This window comes from Pantoea sp. X-Soil-TKNS-1207, assembly GCF_059730485.1.
Window position 1 is genome coordinate 511895 of sequence record NZ_AP035958.1, and the last position, 16420, is coordinate 528314.

Below are 16420 nucleotides of genomic sequence, written 5' to 3' on the forward strand. Positions count from 1 at the left end.
CCTTTTTGATGCTGGGTCGCTAATGGGAAATAACGGCGTGATAATAAACGAGAGCTTTTTAACCATTTTTCTGACAACAACATTAATAGCAGGGATTTAAAATAAATTTTTCTGTGATAATTAAATGATGCTCTCAAAATCAGGGGTGTTTTTTATTGCGGATGGGTGCTGACGTTTTTATTGTGGGGCGATTTAATTGTGATGATTAATCCGATGTGCTTCATTGAAGTATGAGAAAAAAGCTGTCATTAAATGTGGCGAAAGTAGAAAAAATGTGATGGTGCGTTATAGTGTATATTGTTTACCGCTGTTGATGGTTCGATTTTCGCCAATCCGCCGCTATCTGATCCTATGAAGTCCAAATGAAAGCGTTGAGAGTCTGATGTTAAGCTGAATAAATTATGAGAATAAGGTGTTGCCGGTATTCATCCGGTAATGGACTATTTTTTCTTATGGGTCATATTCTCTTGTCAACTCAATGAATAGTAATATTTTTTTATTTTATCCTGATCGGCATGGGGGGGGGGTTGCTTTTCATGTCGGCACTCTGAGGATTTCAGGAAGCGTTTTACCCACTTCCATCACGTTGCTGTCTCATTTATTTTCATCTATGCATACTCAATCTGTTAAGGGGGAGGGTGATTATGAAATCTGATGAACAGGTGGATGTTAAGATAATTAACAGCCTGGCTACTGATGCAAAGCCTTTGCTGAAAAAATCGAACGGAGATAGACAAATGGAACTGGAAAATATCTCAACTGACTGGCACAGGGAAGATATCCTCGCTGCAGTAAGAAAAAAGAAGAAATCGCTATCCGCCCTTTCAAGGGAGAGCGGCCTCTCGTCAGGAACATTAGGCAACGCGCTTAATAAGCCCTGGCCGAGGGGAGAGAATATTATTGCCAGCATCATTGGCGTGCCGCCGGAAGAGATATGGCCTAGCCGCTATCAGCAAAAAAAGTTTAAGCCCAGGCCCCTGCAGGAGCCTGCCGTATTAGACGATTGAGTCTGGTGTTTAAACGTGGCGCTGTAAATAGAGGCGCCAGAAAGCAAAAACCCGGCCTTATGGCTGGGTTTTCTGATTATCCGGTTGGTTTTCTTTTGGGGAATATTATCCTGGTCAGGATCATGTTTAATTCATAAATTACTGGCAGGCAAATTATTTAACTCGCATGGCGGGTATGCGACGATTTTCATTCTGTTTATTTTTCATCAGGATGAACCAGATATGAATAAAAAGGGTTATTTTCTCCTTTCTCTTTTTACGCTGGCATTTACATGCAGCGTGCAAAGTGCGGAGCCACAGCTTGTCCAGACGTACCCGGAAATCATTTTAGGGCTGGAAAAATCAAAGCAAAACAATGTTTATATTATTACTCCTTCGGGATATGCGGATTTAAATACCGGTAAGCATATTACCCCTTTTTTGTCTGACACAACGCTGGAGCCATTCTATGCCGGGTCGGGTTCAGACGGATCTTTTTATCTCACCACGAATAACTTTGAAAAAGAGCTGACGCAGGTCTGGCGTCATCAGCCAGAAGAAAAACGCAGTGAACTGATCTTTGAAGAACATTTCAGGAAAAACTATTCGCCCGAGCTGCTGATCCCCGCGGACAGCCGCCATATTGTCTGGATTAATCGAAGCGATTTGATGGCGCTGACAAGCGTTAGGGTTCTTAACCCTGCCGAAAAACAGACGGTTTTTGCACAAGATCTTCGTGTCTGGGGGCGCAATGCGGCAGTCAGCAAAGATGACCACTTTCTGCTGCTACAGGGGCAGTACAGGCCCAATTCCTGTCAGATGAATGAGTGCGATAAGGCGTACAGGATTGGCCTCCTGCCGGATGACAATAGTGTGTCCGAGGAAAATACGGCGCCGGTGACTGAAAATCAGGAAGGGATTGCGGTTAAAGATAATCTGGTTTGTGGCTTTAATGCGTTTTCTCCGGCTTTTGGCTGCAACGATGTCCTTGCCGGGCAAGGTAAAAACACCATTAACTGGAGTAAAATACTGAGCGGAGCCGGCGTGATTCGATATGCATTATTGCCTCAGTTCCAGCACCAAAAGAGGCCACTGGTTTATGCCGGAACATCCTCCACGCTCTATGCGCTGGACGCCATGACCGGGCATGAAGTGGCGAAAGTCGCCACTCCGGAAACCGAAGAGGGTCATCACCAGTATCATTTCGTGGAAAAAATGGTTGAGTACCCGGCTACCGGCGATGTTTATCGGTTGTTCCGGAGCGTGGACGTTGACAATGAAATCCTCGGCGTTGCCCGATTCTCCCCGGAGAGCACTGCATTCACCCCGCTGTTTACCCTGCCGCTTCCTCGTCTTGCCCGCCTGACATCCCCGGTTATTCAGGGCGACACGCTTTACTTTACGGTGAATAACGAACTCTACGCCTGGCCGCTGGGCGCCATCGGTGACGAATATGACGACACCGGGCTGGCGATTAGCGGCTCGCAGCCGGATGAGCAGGGCACCCCGCTCGACAGCCATCGGCAGATCACCTGGCAAGTGATCTCCGCTGACGACGAAATCCTGGACGGCGGCACGCTGAGGTTGCCCGCCGCCGATGCGTCCATCCTTGACGCCGGTGTCTGGCCGTTGCGTCTGGCGGAAACCATTAACCGTAGCGGAGGGTCACTGAAGGCCGGTGTGATGGAAAACGGTGTTATTACGCCGCTGGCCAGTTCGTACCGCAACCATTTTTGGCTACCAAAAGGCGAGAAATGGCAGGGCGCTACTGTCCAGCTTGCGTTTCTTCCGGCTGTGGCGACTGACGAGAAATGGCGTATGAACAACCATGAGGACCACGCATTGCCTGCCGGACTCTTTACCCAGGAGCTGTCGACGCTGCCGGAAAAAATGGTGTTTCAGATCCGCCATAAAAAGAGCGGGGTGCAAATTCCGCTGGAGATCGGTGGGCTTCATACCACGGACCGTTTTGCCTGGGCAGAAGAAGTGGCAGAGAAAGTTAACGCGCAGTCTGAGTTGCTAAAAATCGGGGAGCTGTCCCTTGATGGCAGCCAGTCAATCAATCCGCTGGCAAGTCAGTACCGCAACCTGTTGTGGGTTGCCAGCGACAGTGATGTTACGGTGGTTGGCTGTACGCCTGCGATCTTTTGTCAAAAGGGAAATTAAGGACGCAGAAAAGCAAAAACCCAGCCATAAGGCTGGGTTTTCTGAATTTTGGTGCCCGAACCCGGAATCGAACCAGGGACACGGGGATTTTCAATCCCCTGCTCTACCGACTGAGCTATTCGGGCAACGGGGCGCATTAAACCCTAATGGCTTTCGGTCGTCAACGGCTTTTGCGAAAAAACCGGAGGAAACGTGATTGATTGCCTGCTTTTCAGTCAGAGCGGTCAAAATCGTCAGGTTAGTGCTCCGTTCTGGCGACACAGCGCAATGCTCAGCACGTCTTCGGCCAGACGGCGCGCCATCGCGACATCCTGTAGGTTACGTTTCACCAGCAGCCTGCTCAGGCAACCTTCGAGGATTAACTCCAGCTGATCGGCGACCATCGTCGGGTTATCCAGCGCCAGTTCGACCAGAATCTCATGGGTGAATTGCCAGGAGGCGCGTTTTTGCTGTTCGGCCAACTGATGTATCGGTTGATCGGGCTGGGGATAGAAACTACAGGCGGCAATAAACAGGCAACCGGGGAAGCGCCCCTTGCTGACGTGTTCCGCCAGCACTTCATAACGTGCGAGCAGTTTGGTGGCGGCGCTGAGGTGTTCATTGAGCTGAATCTGGCGTCGCCAGCTATCAATTTGCTGACCGTGATAACGCAGCGCGTCATACAGCAGCGCATCGCGATCCGGCCAGTAGCGTTCCAGCTGCTGCGGCGACAGATCGCTTTCGCCAGCCAGTTGCTGCAATGAGGTGGTCGCGGCAAGGCCGCGCTGTTCGAGCACATTCAACGCATGCTCGAGTATCTGTTCACGGTGCAAGTGACTCTCCTCTGGTATGCGGGCCAGTCCGGCGTGCGAACGGGCAGTGTCCAGCTCCAGTGTCGTTTAACGCGACAGATTGTGCAAATGTGCGCGGAAATCGTCGGCGTTAAGGAAACCGGTAACGCGTGAGTCGGGGATCTCTTTGCCCTGCGCATCAAAAAACAGAATGGTTGGCAAACCCAGTACCTGCAAATGCTGCAACAGGGCGTTGTCCTGCGCATCGTTAGCGGTCACGTTGGCCTGCAACAGCTGCGCCTGATTCAGGGCGTCGCGCACTTTAGTGTCGCTAAAGGTGTATTTCTCAAACTCTTTACAGGCGACACACCAGTCGGCATAGAGATCGACCATGGTGATGCGCCCCTGCGCCTGTTGCAGCGCGGAATCAAGCTGTGCCGCGCTGGCAATCGGCTGGAAAGGCAGATGCGCCACGGTTTGTTGCGCGCTGCCGCTACTGCCGAACGCCCAATCCTGCAACGGACGGGCGCAGACCAGCGCGGCGGCGAGCATCACAACCTGCATGATGCGCCATTTACCCTGCGCACGCAGGCTCAGGCTGAATGCCCAGGCAAAGAACGCCACGCCCAGCAGGCTCCACAGACGCAGGCCCCACAGGTCGCCAATGACGCGCTCCAGCAGGAACACCGGCAGCGCCAGGATCACAAAACCAAACCCTTCTTTAACGCTCTGCATCCAGGGGCCGCTTTTCGGCAGCAGTTTATTGCCAAACAGCGTGACGGCAATCAGCGGCAGGCCCATACCCAGGGCATAGAGCCACAAGGTGCCCGCCCCGGCCAGCAGATTGCCGCTCTGGGCGATATACAGCAGGATGGCGCTAAGCGGCGCGGTGGTGCAGGGCGAGCAGATCAGACCCGCCAGCGCGCCCATCATAAATACGCCGGGCAGCGAGCCGCCCTGCTGGCGGTTGCTCCACAGCGCTAAACGCGTTTGTACGCTACCGGGCAGTTGCAGCGTGAACAGGCCAAACATCGACAGCGCCAGCAGCGTAAACACGACCGAGAGGCCGATTAGCACGTAAGGATGCTGCAATGCCGCCTGGAAGCGCAGACCGGCGGCGGCAACAATCACCCCCAGCAGGGTGTAGGTCAGCGCCATGCCCTGGACGTAAACCATCGCCAGGGCAAAAAGCCGTCCGAGCGAGAAGCGACGCGGGCCGCCGAGAATAATGCCGGAGATCAGCGGGTACATCGGCAGCACGCAAGGGGTGAAGGCGACGCCAATACCAATCAACAGCGCCCACAGCGGCGAGAACGGCAGCGGGGTGCTCTGGCGGATCGGTTGCGTGCTGACCGGCGCGGCCTGATTAGCGGCGACGGCGTTAAGCGGCACCGAGCGGGTTTCCGGCGGATAGCAGAAACCGGCGGCGGCGCAGCCCTGATAGGTAACCGTCAGGGTGGCACCGTCACTGGCCTGACGGATCGTTACCGGCAGCTGTAAATCCTGCGGATAGATTTCGCTTTTACCAAAAAACTCATCCTCATGCGGCTGCCCCTGCGGCAACGCCAGCGGCGCAATCTGCGCCTTCTGCGGCGTGACGTGGATTTGCTGACGATACAGGTAGTAGCCCGATTTCACTTTCCAGTTGAGATTCAGCTGATTGGCCTGCTGGCTGAAATCAAAGCCAAAGGCCTGATCAACCGGCACAAAGCGATTGTTGTTGCTGGGCGAAAAGATTGAGGCCTGAGCTGACAAGCTGATAAACAGCGCCAGGCAGATGCCGATCAGGCGAGAGATGCGTGCAGCCATGACAAGTATTCACTGTCTCCATGTTGTACCGGCAGCGCCAGCATTTCGGGCACATCATAAGGATGCGCCGCTTTGAGTAAATCCATCAGCGCCTGCTGATGTTGGGTATCGCACTTGAGCAGCATCTGTACTTCGCTGGTCTGCTCCAGCTGGCCTTCCCAGACATAAAATGAGGTCGCGCCCGGCAGCAGTGTGACACAGGCGGCCAGTCTGGCGCTGAGCGCGCGAGCGGCCAGTTGCTCGGCACAGGCCTGGTCCGGGGCCGTGCAAAGCACGACCACCGCAGAATTGATGCTCATGAAAAGCTCCGGTGGCGAAAGCGGTGATGATAACACGGCCTGTTTAACACAAGGTTTACAGGATGTAACCACGCTACAGGATCAGGCTGCCAAACAGGAAACCGAACAGCACCGAGAAGGCGATGGCCAGCACGCCGGGCACAATAAAGGAGTGATTAAACACATATTTGCCGATGCGCGTTGAGCCGGTGTCGTCCATTTCGACGGCCGCCAGCAGGGTGGGATAGGTTGGCAGCACAAACAGGGCGGAGACCGCGGCAAACGAGGCAATTGCCGCATGGGGCGATACGCCCAGCAGCAGCGCGGCGGGCATCAGTGCTTTGGTGGTTGCTGCCTGGGAGTAGAGCAGGGTGGCGGCAAAGAACAGCACCAGCGCCAGCAGCCACGGGTAGCTTTGCAACATATCGCCCGCCACGGCTTCAATAACGTCAAGATGCGCTTTGACAAAAGTATCGCCCAGCCAGGCCACGCCCATCACGCAGATACAGGCGCTCATGCCGGATTTGAAGGTACTGGCGCTGAGGATCTCGCCGGTGTCGATTTTGCAGGTCAGGCTGATTAGCGTTGCGACGGTCAGCATAAAGACCACGATGGCTTCGTTACGTGGCAGCAGCGGATGGGGAATTAGCCCGACGCTGTCGCTGATGGCGGTGGCGTACAGCACCACGGCGATAATGCCGATCAGGAACAGTCCTACCGAACGTTTCGCCCCCGGTTTAAGGTCAAACACCTGGGCGCCGCGCAGCCGGACTTCCCCCTTCGCCAGACGTGCCTGATAAACCTCATCATCCTGGAGTTCTTTACCGAGGAAGTTGGTGACGATGGCGGCGCAGAAGATGGCCAGCATCGTCGACGGCAGCGCCACGCCCAGCAGCGTCAGATAGCTGACGCCGCGCGGTTCCAGCAGCGAGGCGAAGAACACCACGGCGGCCGAGAGTGGTGACGCAGTGATAGCGATTTGCGAGGCCACCACGGCGATGGAGAGGGGACGCGAAGGGCGCACGCCCTGTTCTTTCGCAACTTCTGCAATCACCGGCAGGGTGGAAAACGCGGTGTGGCCGGTGCCAGCCAGCAACGTCATAACATAGGTAACCAGCGGCGCAAGGAAGGTGACGTAACGTGGATGGCGGCGCAGCAGACGCTCAGCCAGACTGACCAGATAATCCATGCCGCCCGCGACCTGCATAGCAGCAATCGCTGCGATCACCGCCATGATGATTTCAATCACATCAAAGGGAATCGCGCCCGGTTTCATGCCGCAAAACAGCGTCAGCACCAGCACCCCTAGCCCGCCCGCGAAACCAATGCCGATGCCGCCGAGACGCGCACCCAGCCAGATCGCCAGCAGAACGATCGCTAACTCCACCACCACCATTTGTTTTCACTCCCTGAAGTACGCTGCACCCAGCGGTTATTTAGTTGTAGTCGCCAAAACGAAAAAAGCACGCCCGCATTTTATACGGGCGTGCTTTCCACAACGTGATCTGAAAACGTATTACTGTTCGTTTTCGTCGGTGTAGCGTTTGGCTTTGTAGGCCGGGAACATCAGGTTCTGAATGGAGAAAATATCATCCAGCTCAGCTTCGGTTAGCAGGCCACGTTCCAGCACCACTTCACGGACGCTTTTCCCGGTTTCGGCACAGATTTTCCCGACGATGTCACCGTTGTGGTGGCCAATGTACGGGTTGAGGTAAGTGACGATGCCGATGGAGTTGAAGACATAGGCTTCACACACCGCTTTGTTGGCGGTGATGCCGTTGATGCATTTCTCCAGCAGGTTGTAGCAGGCGTTGGTCAGGATGCTGATGGATTCAAACAGCGCCTGGCCGATAACCGGCTCCATGACGTTGAGCTGCAACTGACCGGACTCGGCGGCCATGGTGACGGTGATGTCGTTACCGATCACTTTGAAGCACACCTGGTTCACGACCTCTGGCACCACCGGGTTCACCTTGGCAGGCATGATGGACGAACCAGCCTGCAATTCAGGCAGGTTGATTTCATTCAGGCCAGCGCGCGGGCCGGAGGAGAGCAGACGCAGGTCATTACAGATTTTCGACAGCTTCACCGCCAGACGTTTCAGCGAGGAGTGCACCATCACGTAAGCGCCGCAGTCAGAGGTGGCTTCAATCAGATCTTCCGCCGGGACGACCGGCAGGTTGCTGACTTCCGCCAGGCGCTGCACGGCCAGCTGCTGATAGCCATCCGGAGTGTTGAGACGCGTACCGATGGCGGTGGCGCCCAGGTTCACTTCCAGCAACAGTTCAGCGGTGCGCAGAATGCTGCGCGTCTCTTCGTTCAGCAGCACGTTAAACGCGTGGAACTCCTGGCCGAGAGTCATCGGTACTGCGTCCTGCAACTGGGTACGGCCCATTTTCAGGATGTTTTCGAATTCCACCGCTTTACGCTGGAAGCCTTCGCCCAGTTGGTTGATGGCGTCGATCAGTTTCAGGATGGAGGTGTAAACTGCAATACGGAAGCCGGTGGGGTAAGCGTCGTTGGTGGACTGACACTTATTCACATGATCGTTAGGATTGAGATACTGGTATTCACCTTTGTGATGGCCCATCAGCTCAAGGCCGATATTTGCCAGCACTTCATTGGTGTTCATGTTGACTGAGGTGCCCGCGCCGCCCTGATAGACGTCAACCGGGAATTGATCCATGCATTTGCCATTGTTCAGTACTTCATCGCAGGCCTGAATAATGGTGTTAGCGATATTGCGCGGAATGGTTTGCAGCTCTTTGTTGGCGAGCGCGGCTGCTTTCTTCACCATCACCATACCGCGAACGAATTCGGGTATGTCGCTGATTTTACTGTTACTAATATAGAAGTTCTCAATCGCACGCAGAGTATGAACACCGTAGTAGGCGTCTGCCGGAACTTCACGCATGCCTAACAGGTCTTCTTCGATACGAATGTTGTTCGCCATGATTACCTTCTTATTATTGCTGCTGAGTGGCTGTCGGGCGCATTCTGAGGCGATCAGAGACGGGCGACGAGTCACGTGCAGGTGATGCAATTATATTGTCGTGGAATACCAGCGCCGACATTTTATCCATCTTCGGTCTGGCGAGCACGATCATATTCTGTCATTACAGAAAAGCCTGTGCACAGATCACTTTACGGGTAATTGCTGCCGTACCGGTAATAACGATATGTGATGCTTGTCACAATTTTAGCTCACCCGGAAAAATTTGGCAGGATCGGTTGAAATCGCCGGTCTAAATGCCCATCTCTTTCTTTACGGCCTCTCGGGTCATCCCATTCTGCTGCCTGGCATGAAGCGAAGCAGCCTCAACTCACAGGAGATATCGGTGCGCTGGTTACCGTTTGTGATTTTTTTTGTTCTGGCCTGGATTGAGATCACGCTTTTCATCCAGGTTGCGCATGTGATGGGCGTCCTGCTCACCATGCTGCTGGTGATTTTCACCTCCTGTATCGGTGTGTCGCTGGTGAAAAATCAGGGTGTGAAAAACTTTATGCTGATGCAGGAGAAGCTGGCGCGTAACGAAAGCCCGGCGGCGGAGATGGTCAAAAGTGTTTCGCTGATCATTTCCGGCTTCCTGCTGCTGTTGCCCGGCTTTTTCACCGATTTCCTCGGCCTGCTGCTACTGTTGCCGCCGGTGCAGAAGCATCTGACGCTGAAGCTGATGCCGCACCTGCGCGTGTGGCGTGGCCCCGGCGCTGGCCCGGACAGCGGTTTCACCGTTGACGGTGAATACGAGCGCAAAGAGAGCGATCGTATCGGTCACGACAAAGATCAGCATTAATACAAGGCGGCGTAAGCCGCCTTTTTGCTGCCTTTTTCGCCATCTGTTACAGAAACGAAAATTTTTTCTGATTTCCCCCTTGAAACGCTCTTTATTAGCCCTAATCTCTTCCACCACGAGGCCGGAAGCCATGCAGCCCGGCGTTCAACCCAAAATGAATGATTGGACTTCTCAAAGGAGAGCTATCAAATGAAAATTCGTCCGTTGCACGATCGCGTTATCGTCAAGCGTAAAGAAGTTGAAGCTAAATCAGCTGGCGGCATCGTTCTGACCGGCTCCGCAGCAGGCAAGTCAACTCGCGGTGAAGTTCTGGCTGTCGGCAATGGCCGCATCCTGGAAAGTGGCGACGTGAAGCCGCTGGACGTGAAAGTGGGTGATCTGGTGATTTTCAACGAAGGTTATGGCGCGAAAACCGAGAAAATCGATAACGAAGAAGTGCTGATCATCTCTGAAAGCGACATTCTGGCGATTGTTGAAGCGTAATTCACTGAACGAAACGAATTTAAGGGATATTTGAAATGGCAGCTAAAGACGTAAAATTCGGTAATGACGCACGCGTAAAAATGCTGCGTGGCGTGAACGTACTGGCAGATGCAGTAAAAGTTACCCTGGGCCCGAAAGGCCGTAACGTGGTTCTGGATAAATCTTTTGGTGCACCGACCATCACTAAAGATGGTGTTTCTGTAGCGCGTGAAATCGAGCTGGAAGACAAGTTCGAAAACATGGGTGCACAGATGGTGAAAGAAGTTGCCTCTAAAGCGAACGACGCAGCAGGCGACGGCACCACCACTGCAACAGTACTGGCTCAGTCCATCGTTAACGAAGGCCTGAAAGCTGTTGCCGCTGGCATGAACCCGATGGACCTGAAGCGCGGTATCGACAAAGCGGTTATCGCTGCTGTTGAACAGCTGAAAGCGCTGTCAGTGCCATGCTCTGACTCTAAAGCTATTGCTCAGGTTGGTACCATTTCTGCCAACTCCGATGAAAGCGTCGGTACCCTGATCGCTCAGGCGATGGAAAAAGTGGGTAAAGAAGGCGTTATCACCGTTGAAGAAGGTACCGGTCTGCAAGACGAACTGGACGTGGTTGAAGGTATGCAGTTCGACCGCGGTTACCTGTCTCCGTACTTCATCAACAAACCGGAAACCGGTGCGATTGAACTGGAAAGCCCGTTCATTCTGCTGGCTGACAAAAAAATCTCTAACATCCGCGAAATGCTGCCGGTGCTGGAAGCCGTTGCCAAAGCTGGCAAACCGCTGCTGATCATCGCTGAAGACGTGGAAGGCGAAGCGCTGGCTACGCTGGTGGTGAACACCATGCGCGGTATCGTGAAAGTTGCCGCTGTGAAAGCGCCGGGCTTCGGCGACCGTCGTAAAGCCATGCTGCAGGATATCGCTATCCTGACTGGCGGTACCGTTATCTCTGAAGAGATCGGTATGGAGCTGGAAAAAGCAGCGCTGGAAGATCTGGGCCAGGCAAAACGCGTAGTCATCAACAAAGACACCACCACCATCATCGACGGTGTGGGTGATGAAGCGGCGATTACCGGTCGCGTAGCGCAGATTCGCCAGCAGGCTGAAGAAGCCACGTCTGACTACGACAAAGAAAAACTGCAGGAGCGCGTAGCGAAACTGGCAGGCGGCGTAGCCGTACTGAAAGTGGGCGCAGCAACTGAAGTTGAAATGAAAGAGAAGAAAGCTCGCGTTGAAGATGCCCTGCACGCAACCCGTGCTGCGGTTGAAGAAGGCGTGGTTGCAGGTGGTGGCGTGGCGCTGGTACGCGTTGCGGCACAGCTGGTTGACCTGAAAGGCGTGAACGAAGATCAGAACGTCGGTATCAAAGTTGCGCTGCGCGCGATGGAAGCTCCGCTGCGTCAGATCGTTTCTAACGCCGGTGAAGAACCGTCTGTGGTTGCCAACAACGTGAAAGCGGGCGACGGTAACTACGGTTACAACGCGCAGACTGAAGAATACGGCAACATGATCGACTTCGGTATTCTGGATCCGACCAAAGTAACCCGTTCTGCCCTGCAGTACGCGGCTTCTGTGGCTGGCCTGATGATCACCACCGAGTGCATGGTGACCGACCTGCCGAAAGGCGACGCACCTGATTTAGGCGGCGGCGCTGGCGGTATGGGTGGCATGGGCGGTATGGGCGGCATGATGTAATTGCCGTTGGCTGCTTAAGTCATCTGAGAACCCCTGATCGGCAACGGTCAGGGGTTTTTCTTTTGCTGGCGAAAGGGTATAAGTAAGGGCGCAATACTTCGGCTTTCCGGGTTTAGGGCAATGAATGTTCAGAAAAAAAGTGCGCTTTTCTGCTACGCTGCCGCCCGACACTGATGATAATAAATGGGGATTACAATGCGGATTAACCTCTTGCTCGGACTGGCAGTCGGTAGTTTACTGCTGGCGGGCTGCAGCAGCTCAACCCAATTGAGCGCCAGCGGCGAGCGCGTGACTTTCGTCGATCAGCAACCGGGCAGCCAATGCCAGCTTCTGGGAAATGTCACGGGTTCACAGAGTAACTGGCTGAGCGGTTCAGGCGGTGAGGGCAGTTCACTGCGTGGCGCAGCTAACGACCTGCGCAACCGCGCGGCGGAAATGGGTGGCAACACCATCTATGGCGCCACCAGCCCAACGCAGAATCTGCTGTCTGCGTTTGCCCCGCTCGACAGCAAAATGAGCGGCCAGGTATACAAATGCCCATAACGGCATAGATACACAAAGATGGCCGCCGATCAGCGGCCATTTTTATTCCTGCCGCAGCTGTAAATCCAGCGGCGTTTTGCTCGGCTCCCCGCCGATTTCGCGTGCCAGCTTCGGCACCATGTAACCCGATACCAGGGTCAGCAATTCACGCATCAGCGCCCGCGCTTCATCGTCCGGCACGAAGAAATGCGCCGCGCCCTGCACCTTATCCAGCACATGCAGGTAATACGGCAGAATGCCGGCATCAAACAGCGCATTGCTGAGATCGGCCAGCTGGTGGGCATTATCATTAACGCCGCGCAGCAGCACGCTCTGATTGAGCAGCGTGACGCCCGCTCGTTTCAGCATCTGCATCCCGTAGCGCAGTTCATCATCGATCTCCTGCGCGTGGTTGATATGGCTCACCATCAGCACCTGCAAACGCGTGTTGGACAGCAGCTGGCACAAGCCTTCGGTGATGCGTGCCGGGATCACCACCGGTAACCGGCTGTGAATGCGCAGACGCTTCAGATGCGGGATTCTCTCCAGCGCCGCAACCAGCCAGGCCAGCTCGTGATCCTTCGCCATCAGCGGATCGCCACCCGAGAAGATAATCTCATCCAGCTCCGGATGGGCGGCAATATAGTCGATGGCGGCCTGCCAGTTGCGTTTATTCCCCTGATTATCCTGATACGGAAAATGGCGGCGGAAGCAGTAGCGGCAGTTAACCGCACAGCCGCCTTTTACCAACAACAGCGCGCGGTTTCTATACTTATGCAGTAAACCCGGCACCACGCTGCTTTGCTCATCAAGCGGGTCGGTGCTGTAACCTGGCGCATCATTGAATTCCTGACGGCTGGTTAACACCTGCAACAGCAGCGGGTCCTGCGCATCGCCGATTTTCATGCGTTGAATGAACGATCGGGGGACGCGCAAGGCAAAAAGTCGCCGCGCCTCAGTGCCTTCGGCCAATTCCGGATGGCGATCGAGAGCTAAAAGTTGCAGTAATTCAGCAGGATCGGTGACAACATCAGCAAGTTGCTGCAACCAATCTTCTCTGGAAGGGGGATTTAGGGTTACAATGTGTGCCATTTTTTTGGCTATTACCAGTTCAATATTTACAGAGGGCCTTTATGGCGACTTATCTTAGCAACGATTTTCGTTCCGGTCTTAAAATCATGTTCGAAGGCGAGCCGTATTCCATCGAATCCAGTGAGTTCGTTAAGCCGGGTAAAGGCCAGGCATTCGCACGCGTAAAAATGCGTCGTCTGCTGACCGGTTCTCGCGTTGAGAAAACCTTCAAATCAACTGACTCTGCCGAAGGCGCAGACGTGGTTGATATGACGTTGCAGTACTCCTACAACGACGGTGACTTCTTCTACTTCATGCACCCGGAAAGCTTTGAGCAGTATCAGGTTGAATCCAAGGTGCTGGAAGACGTGCAGAAGTGGCTGCAGGACAACGCGGATTGTATCGTTACCCTGTGGAACAACAAAGCCATTGCCGTTCAGCCGCCGAACTTTATCGAAGCTGAAGTGATTGAAACCGATCCGGGCCTGAAGGGTGATACCGCAGGTACTGGCGGTAAGCCAGCCACGCTGGCAACCGGCGCTGTGGTTAAAGTGCCGTTGTTCGTGCAGATTGGCGAAGTAGTTAAAGTGGACACCCGCTCTGGCGAATACGTTTCTCGCGTAAAATAATCGTCACATCAGGCGCATCTTCGATGCGCCTTTTTTCTAAGTGAGTTCAGAATAATGAAAAAGTTGGCAAAATTCGTCGCCTTTGCGTTGCTGGTCTCTTCGGCATTAAGTGCCTGCAACACTTTTCACGGCTTCGGTGAAGATGTCTCCCATCTGGGTGGCGCGATTTCACACGCCGCTAAGTAATCGCCAGGACATTTCCTTTTTGCGCGGCTCCACGCCGCAGCGTTGCATATAACAGCTATGCTTTAGAGGCTGTACTTTTACTGCAACCAAAAAGGATATTGTTATGTTAAAGAAAAGTATTGTCGCGATTTTCTCGGTACTGCTGCTTTCCTCTCTGCTTTCTGCCTGTAACACCACCCGTGGTGTCGGAGAAGATGTTCAGGCTGGCGGCAAGGCGATTCAGCGCAGCGCGGAGTAATGTCCAACCGGTGCGAAACGCGGTTTCGTACCGGATTTTCCCTCTATCCCTGTTTTACCCAGATTAACTCCTCCACTGGAAACCCTGCCTGACGGGCCTGCTGCACCAGCTGCTGTTTGATGCTTTCATCCAGTTGCGGCGTGCGCGACAGAATCCACAGATAATGACGATTCGGACCGCACACCAGCGCCCAGCGATACTCTTTATCCAATGCAATAACGTTATAGCCGCCATAGAAGGGGCCAAAGAACGAGACTTTGAGCGCCGCGCGCTGCGGGTCGCCGGTAAAGAAGGCTTTACCTGTACTTTCCTGCCACTGCTGCTTTTGCGCATTGAAACCGCGATTGACCACTTTCAGACCGCCATCTTCGCGCGGGCTGTAGCTGGCGGTGACCTGCTCCAGACCGCGTTCAAAACGATGATCCAGCCGGGCGATTTCATACCACTGGCCGAGATAGCGCTGGCTGTCGAAACCTGTGACCACCGTGACATTTTTCGGCGGCGTGGTGGAACAGGCTACGGAGAGAAAGGCGCTGAGGCTGGCAAACAGGGTTTTCCATGGTGACATCGTGGGATTCCTTTGTGATATTAACTGCTTAAGTATAGACCCGTGCGACGTCAGGTTGCAGGCGCGTTGTTTGCCATCGTCATTACGGGTAGACTTCCACCCCTTATCTGTATAAGGAGTCATCAACATGAGCGAAACGGCAAGCTGGCAGCCGAGCGCACCCATTGCCAATTTGTTGAAACGTGCCGCTATCATGGCGGAAATTCGACGTTTCTTTGCCGATCGCGGCGTGCTGGAGGTTGATACCCCGGCGATGAGCCAGGCGACCATCACGGACATCCATCTGGTACCGTTCCAGACGCGCTTTGTTGGCCCCGGCGCCAGTGAAGGACGCGATCTCTGGCTGATGACCAGCCCGGAATACCATATGAAGCGCCTGCTGGCGGCTGGCAGCGGCCCGATTTATCAGCTGGGTCGCAGTTTCCGCAATGAAGAAGCGGGGCGTCATCACAACCCTGAATTCACCATGCTGGAGTGGTATCGCCCGCACTACGATATGTATCGTCTGATGAATGAAGTCGACGATTTGCTGCAACAGGTGCTGGAGTGCGACAGCGCGGAGTCCCTGTCGTATCAGCAGGCGTTTATCCGTCATCTCGAGCTGGACCCGTTATCTGCGGACAAAGCGCAGCTGCGCGAAGCGGCGGAAAAACTCGGTGATGGTGAGCTGGCGCGTGATGAAGACGATCGCGACACCTTATTGCAGCTGCTGTTTATGCTGGGCGTGGAGCCGAAAATCGGTATCGATAAACCGACCTTCGTCTACCATTTCCCGGCCAGCCAGGCTGCGCTGGCTGAGATCAGCACCGAAGATCACCGCGTGGCGGAGCGTTTTGAGGTTTATTACAAAGGGGTGGAGCTGGCGAACGGTTTCCGTGAGCTGACTGACAGCCGCGAGCAGCGCCAGCGTTTTGAGCAGGACAATCGCCGTCGTGCGGCGCGTGGTCTGCCGCAGCATCCTATCGACACCAATCTGCTGGATGCGCTGGCGCATGGGATGCCTGCCTGTTCTGGCGTGGCGCTGGGCGTGGATCGCTTGATTATGCTGGCGCTGAAAGCCAGCTCGTTGAGTGAAGTGATCGCCTTCCCGGTCGATCGCAGCTGAATCCCCGTCATACTTCAGGCGGCAGGTGCGTTGGCTGTGGCCGCTCACCCCAGTCACTTACCTGAGTAAGCGGCTGGGGATTTTCACCCTTGCCGCCTTCCGGCAGCCTGAATTATTTAGGGAATTAGAA

17 protein-coding genes and 1 tRNA gene are annotated in these 16420 nt (G+C 54.4%); 10 read left to right on the forward strand and 8 right to left on the reverse strand.

Features of this window, described 5'->3' with window-relative positions; translation table 11 throughout:
* Positions 1-752: 752 nt before the first annotated feature.
* Both AC6I8V_RS02245 and AC6I8V_RS02250 read left to right on the forward strand, forming a co-directional pair.
* Positions 753-1007 (forward strand): helix-turn-helix domain-containing protein, encoded by a 255-nt coding sequence (locus AC6I8V_RS02245; protein ID WP_497845744.1) that lies wholly within the window; start codon positions 753-755, stop codon positions 1005-1007.
* 222 nt (positions 1008-1229) lie between these two features.
* Positions 1230-3152: a hypothetical protein gene (locus AC6I8V_RS02250; RefSeq protein ID WP_497844326.1), complete on the forward strand. Its 1923-nt coding sequence runs from the start codon at positions 1230-1232 to the stop codon at positions 3150-3152.
* 49 nt (positions 3153-3201) lie between these two features.
* Here the strand turns inward: AC6I8V_RS02250 and AC6I8V_RS02255 are convergent.
* From AC6I8V_RS02255 to aspA, 6 genes are all read right to left on the reverse strand, one after another.
* Positions 3202-3277: transfer RNA gene (locus AC6I8V_RS02255), tRNA-Phe, on the reverse strand.
* A gap of 108 nt (positions 3278-3385) precedes the next feature.
* Entirely contained in the window at positions 3386-3964 is a 579-nt protein-coding gene (dicD, locus tag AC6I8V_RS02260; RefSeq protein ID WP_497844327.1) for a division control transcriptional repressor DicD, read from the reverse strand.
* A gap of 66 nt (positions 3965-4030) precedes the next feature.
* Positions 4031-5731, reverse strand: a complete 1701-nt coding sequence (locus AC6I8V_RS02265; protein WP_497844328.1) for a protein-disulfide reductase DsbD — start codon at positions 5729-5731, stop codon at positions 4031-4033.
* The gene (cutA, locus tag AC6I8V_RS02270; RefSeq protein WP_497844329.1) at positions 5707-6030 is read right to left on the reverse strand and encodes a divalent cation tolerance protein CutA; all 324 of its coding nucleotides are present in this window, start codon (positions 6028-6030) and stop codon (positions 5707-5709) included. The genes AC6I8V_RS02265 and cutA overlap by 25 nt, the downstream gene beginning before the upstream one ends.
* Positions 6031-6103: 73 nt before the next feature.
* The gene (locus tag AC6I8V_RS02275; protein WP_497844330.1) at positions 6104-7405 is read right to left on the reverse strand and encodes an anaerobic C4-dicarboxylate transporter; all 1302 of its coding nucleotides are present in this window, start codon (positions 7403-7405) and stop codon (positions 6104-6106) included.
* 120 nt (positions 7406-7525) lie between these two features.
* A complete protein-coding gene (gene aspA / locus AC6I8V_RS02280) occupies positions 7526-8962 on the reverse strand; it encodes an aspartate ammonia-lyase (protein ID WP_497844331.1) in 1437 nt (478 codons plus the stop codon).
* Between the two features lie 385 nt (positions 8963-9347).
* Here aspA and AC6I8V_RS02285 point away from each other — a divergent pair, with 385 nt between their 5' ends.
* The 4 genes from AC6I8V_RS02285 (at position 9348) to AC6I8V_RS02300 (ending at position 12514) form a co-directional block, all read left to right on the forward strand.
* Entirely contained in the window at positions 9348-9803 is a 456-nt protein-coding gene (locus tag AC6I8V_RS02285; protein ID WP_497844332.1) for an FxsA family protein, read from the forward strand.
* A 189-nt stretch (positions 9804-9992) separates the two neighbouring features.
* Positions 9993-10286, forward strand: a complete 294-nt coding sequence (locus AC6I8V_RS02290; RefSeq protein WP_497844333.1) for a co-chaperone GroES — start codon at positions 9993-9995, stop codon at positions 10284-10286.
* A 35-nt stretch (positions 10287-10321) separates the two neighbouring features.
* Positions 10322-11971 carry a chaperonin GroEL gene (gene groL, locus AC6I8V_RS02295; RefSeq protein ID WP_497844334.1) on the forward strand — a complete coding sequence of 550 codons (1650 nt, stop codon included), beginning with the start codon at positions 10322-10324 and terminating at the stop codon, positions 11969-11971.
* A gap of 195 nt (positions 11972-12166) precedes the next feature.
* Positions 12167-12514: a DUF4156 domain-containing protein gene (locus tag AC6I8V_RS02300; RefSeq protein WP_497844335.1), complete on the forward strand. Its 348-nt coding sequence runs from the start codon at positions 12167-12169 to the stop codon at positions 12512-12514.
* A gap of 42 nt (positions 12515-12556) precedes the next feature.
* Here the strand turns inward: AC6I8V_RS02300 and epmB are convergent, their stop codons facing one another.
* Positions 12557-13585, reverse strand: coding sequence for an EF-P beta-lysylation protein EpmB (gene epmB, locus AC6I8V_RS02305; RefSeq protein WP_497844336.1), 1029 nt, complete (start codon positions 13583-13585; stop codon positions 12557-12559).
* A 41-nt stretch (positions 13586-13626) separates the two neighbouring features.
* Here epmB and efp point away from each other — a divergent pair, with 41 nt between their 5' ends.
* The 3 genes from efp (at position 13627) to AC6I8V_RS02320 (ending at position 14617) form a co-directional block, all read left to right on the forward strand.
* Positions 13627-14193 carry an elongation factor P gene (efp, locus tag AC6I8V_RS02310; protein ID WP_084872120.1) on the forward strand — a complete coding sequence of 189 codons (567 nt, stop codon included), beginning with the start codon at positions 13627-13629 and terminating at the stop codon, positions 14191-14193.
* 54 nt (positions 14194-14247) lie between these two features.
* Entirely contained in the window at positions 14248-14379 is a 132-nt protein-coding gene (locus tag AC6I8V_RS02315) for an entericidin A/B family lipoprotein (RefSeq protein WP_497844337.1), read from the forward strand.
* A gap of 103 nt (positions 14380-14482) precedes the next feature.
* Positions 14483-14617: an entericidin A/B family lipoprotein gene (locus AC6I8V_RS02320; RefSeq protein WP_497844338.1), complete on the forward strand. Its 135-nt coding sequence runs from the start codon at positions 14483-14485 to the stop codon at positions 14615-14617.
* 43 nt (positions 14618-14660) lie between these two features.
* Here AC6I8V_RS02320 and AC6I8V_RS02325 read toward each other — a convergent pair whose 3' ends face one another.
* Positions 14661-15185: a lipocalin family protein gene (locus AC6I8V_RS02325; RefSeq protein WP_497844339.1), complete on the reverse strand. Its 525-nt coding sequence runs from the start codon at positions 15183-15185 to the stop codon at positions 14661-14663.
* 127 nt (positions 15186-15312) lie between these two features.
* Here AC6I8V_RS02325 and epmA point away from each other — a divergent pair, with 127 nt between their 5' ends.
* Positions 15313-16290, forward strand: coding sequence for an elongation factor P--(R)-beta-lysine ligase (gene epmA, locus AC6I8V_RS02330; protein WP_497844340.1), 978 nt, complete (start codon positions 15313-15315; stop codon positions 16288-16290).
* Positions 16291-16420 lie beyond the last annotated feature (130 nt).

Bases quoted from the DNA above. Each gene is read 5' to 3' on its own strand.
- AC6I8V_RS02315 (WP_497844337.1), top strand. From the start codon at position 14,248: ATGAAAAAGTTGGCAAAATTCGTCGCCTTTGCGTTGCTGGTCTCTTCG.
- AC6I8V_RS02275 (WP_497844330.1), bottom strand. From the start codon at position 7,405: ATGGTGGTGGTGGAGTTAGCGATCGTTCTGCTGGCGATCTGGCTGGGT.
- groL (WP_497844334.1), top strand. From the start codon at position 10,322: ATGGCAGCTAAAGACGTAAAATTCGGTAATGACGCACGCGTAAAAATG.
- cutA (WP_497844329.1), bottom strand. From the start codon at position 6,030: ATGAGCATCAATTCTGCGGTGGTCGTGCTTTGCACGGCCCCGGACCAG.
- AC6I8V_RS02325 (WP_497844339.1), bottom strand. From the start codon at position 15,185: ATGTCACCATGGAAAACCCTGTTTGCCAGCCTCAGCGCCTTTCTCTCC.
- epmA (WP_497844340.1), top strand. From the start codon at position 15,313: ATGAGCGAAACGGCAAGCTGGCAGCCGAGCGCACCCATTGCCAATTTG.
- efp (WP_084872120.1), top strand. From the start codon at position 13,627: ATGGCGACTTATCTTAGCAACGATTTTCGTTCCGGTCTTAAAATCATG.
- AC6I8V_RS02250 (WP_497844326.1), top strand. From the start codon at position 1,230: ATGAATAAAAAGGGTTATTTTCTCCTTTCTCTTTTTACGCTGGCATTT.
- AC6I8V_RS02300 (WP_497844335.1), top strand. From the start codon at position 12,167: ATGCGGATTAACCTCTTGCTCGGACTGGCAGTCGGTAGTTTACTGCTG.
- AC6I8V_RS02290 (WP_497844333.1), top strand. From the start codon at position 9,993: ATGAAAATTCGTCCGTTGCACGATCGCGTTATCGTCAAGCGTAAAGAA.
- AC6I8V_RS02320 (WP_497844338.1), top strand. From the start codon at position 14,483: ATGTTAAAGAAAAGTATTGTCGCGATTTTCTCGGTACTGCTGCTTTCC.
- AC6I8V_RS02265 (WP_497844328.1), bottom strand. From the start codon at position 5,731: ATGGCTGCACGCATCTCTCGCCTGATCGGCATCTGCCTGGCGCTGTTT.
- epmB (WP_497844336.1), bottom strand. From the start codon at position 13,585: ATGGCACACATTGTAACCCTAAATCCCCCTTCCAGAGAAGATTGGTTG.
- aspA (WP_497844331.1), bottom strand. From the start codon at position 8,962: ATGGCGAACAACATTCGTATCGAAGAAGACCTGTTAGGCATGCGTGAA.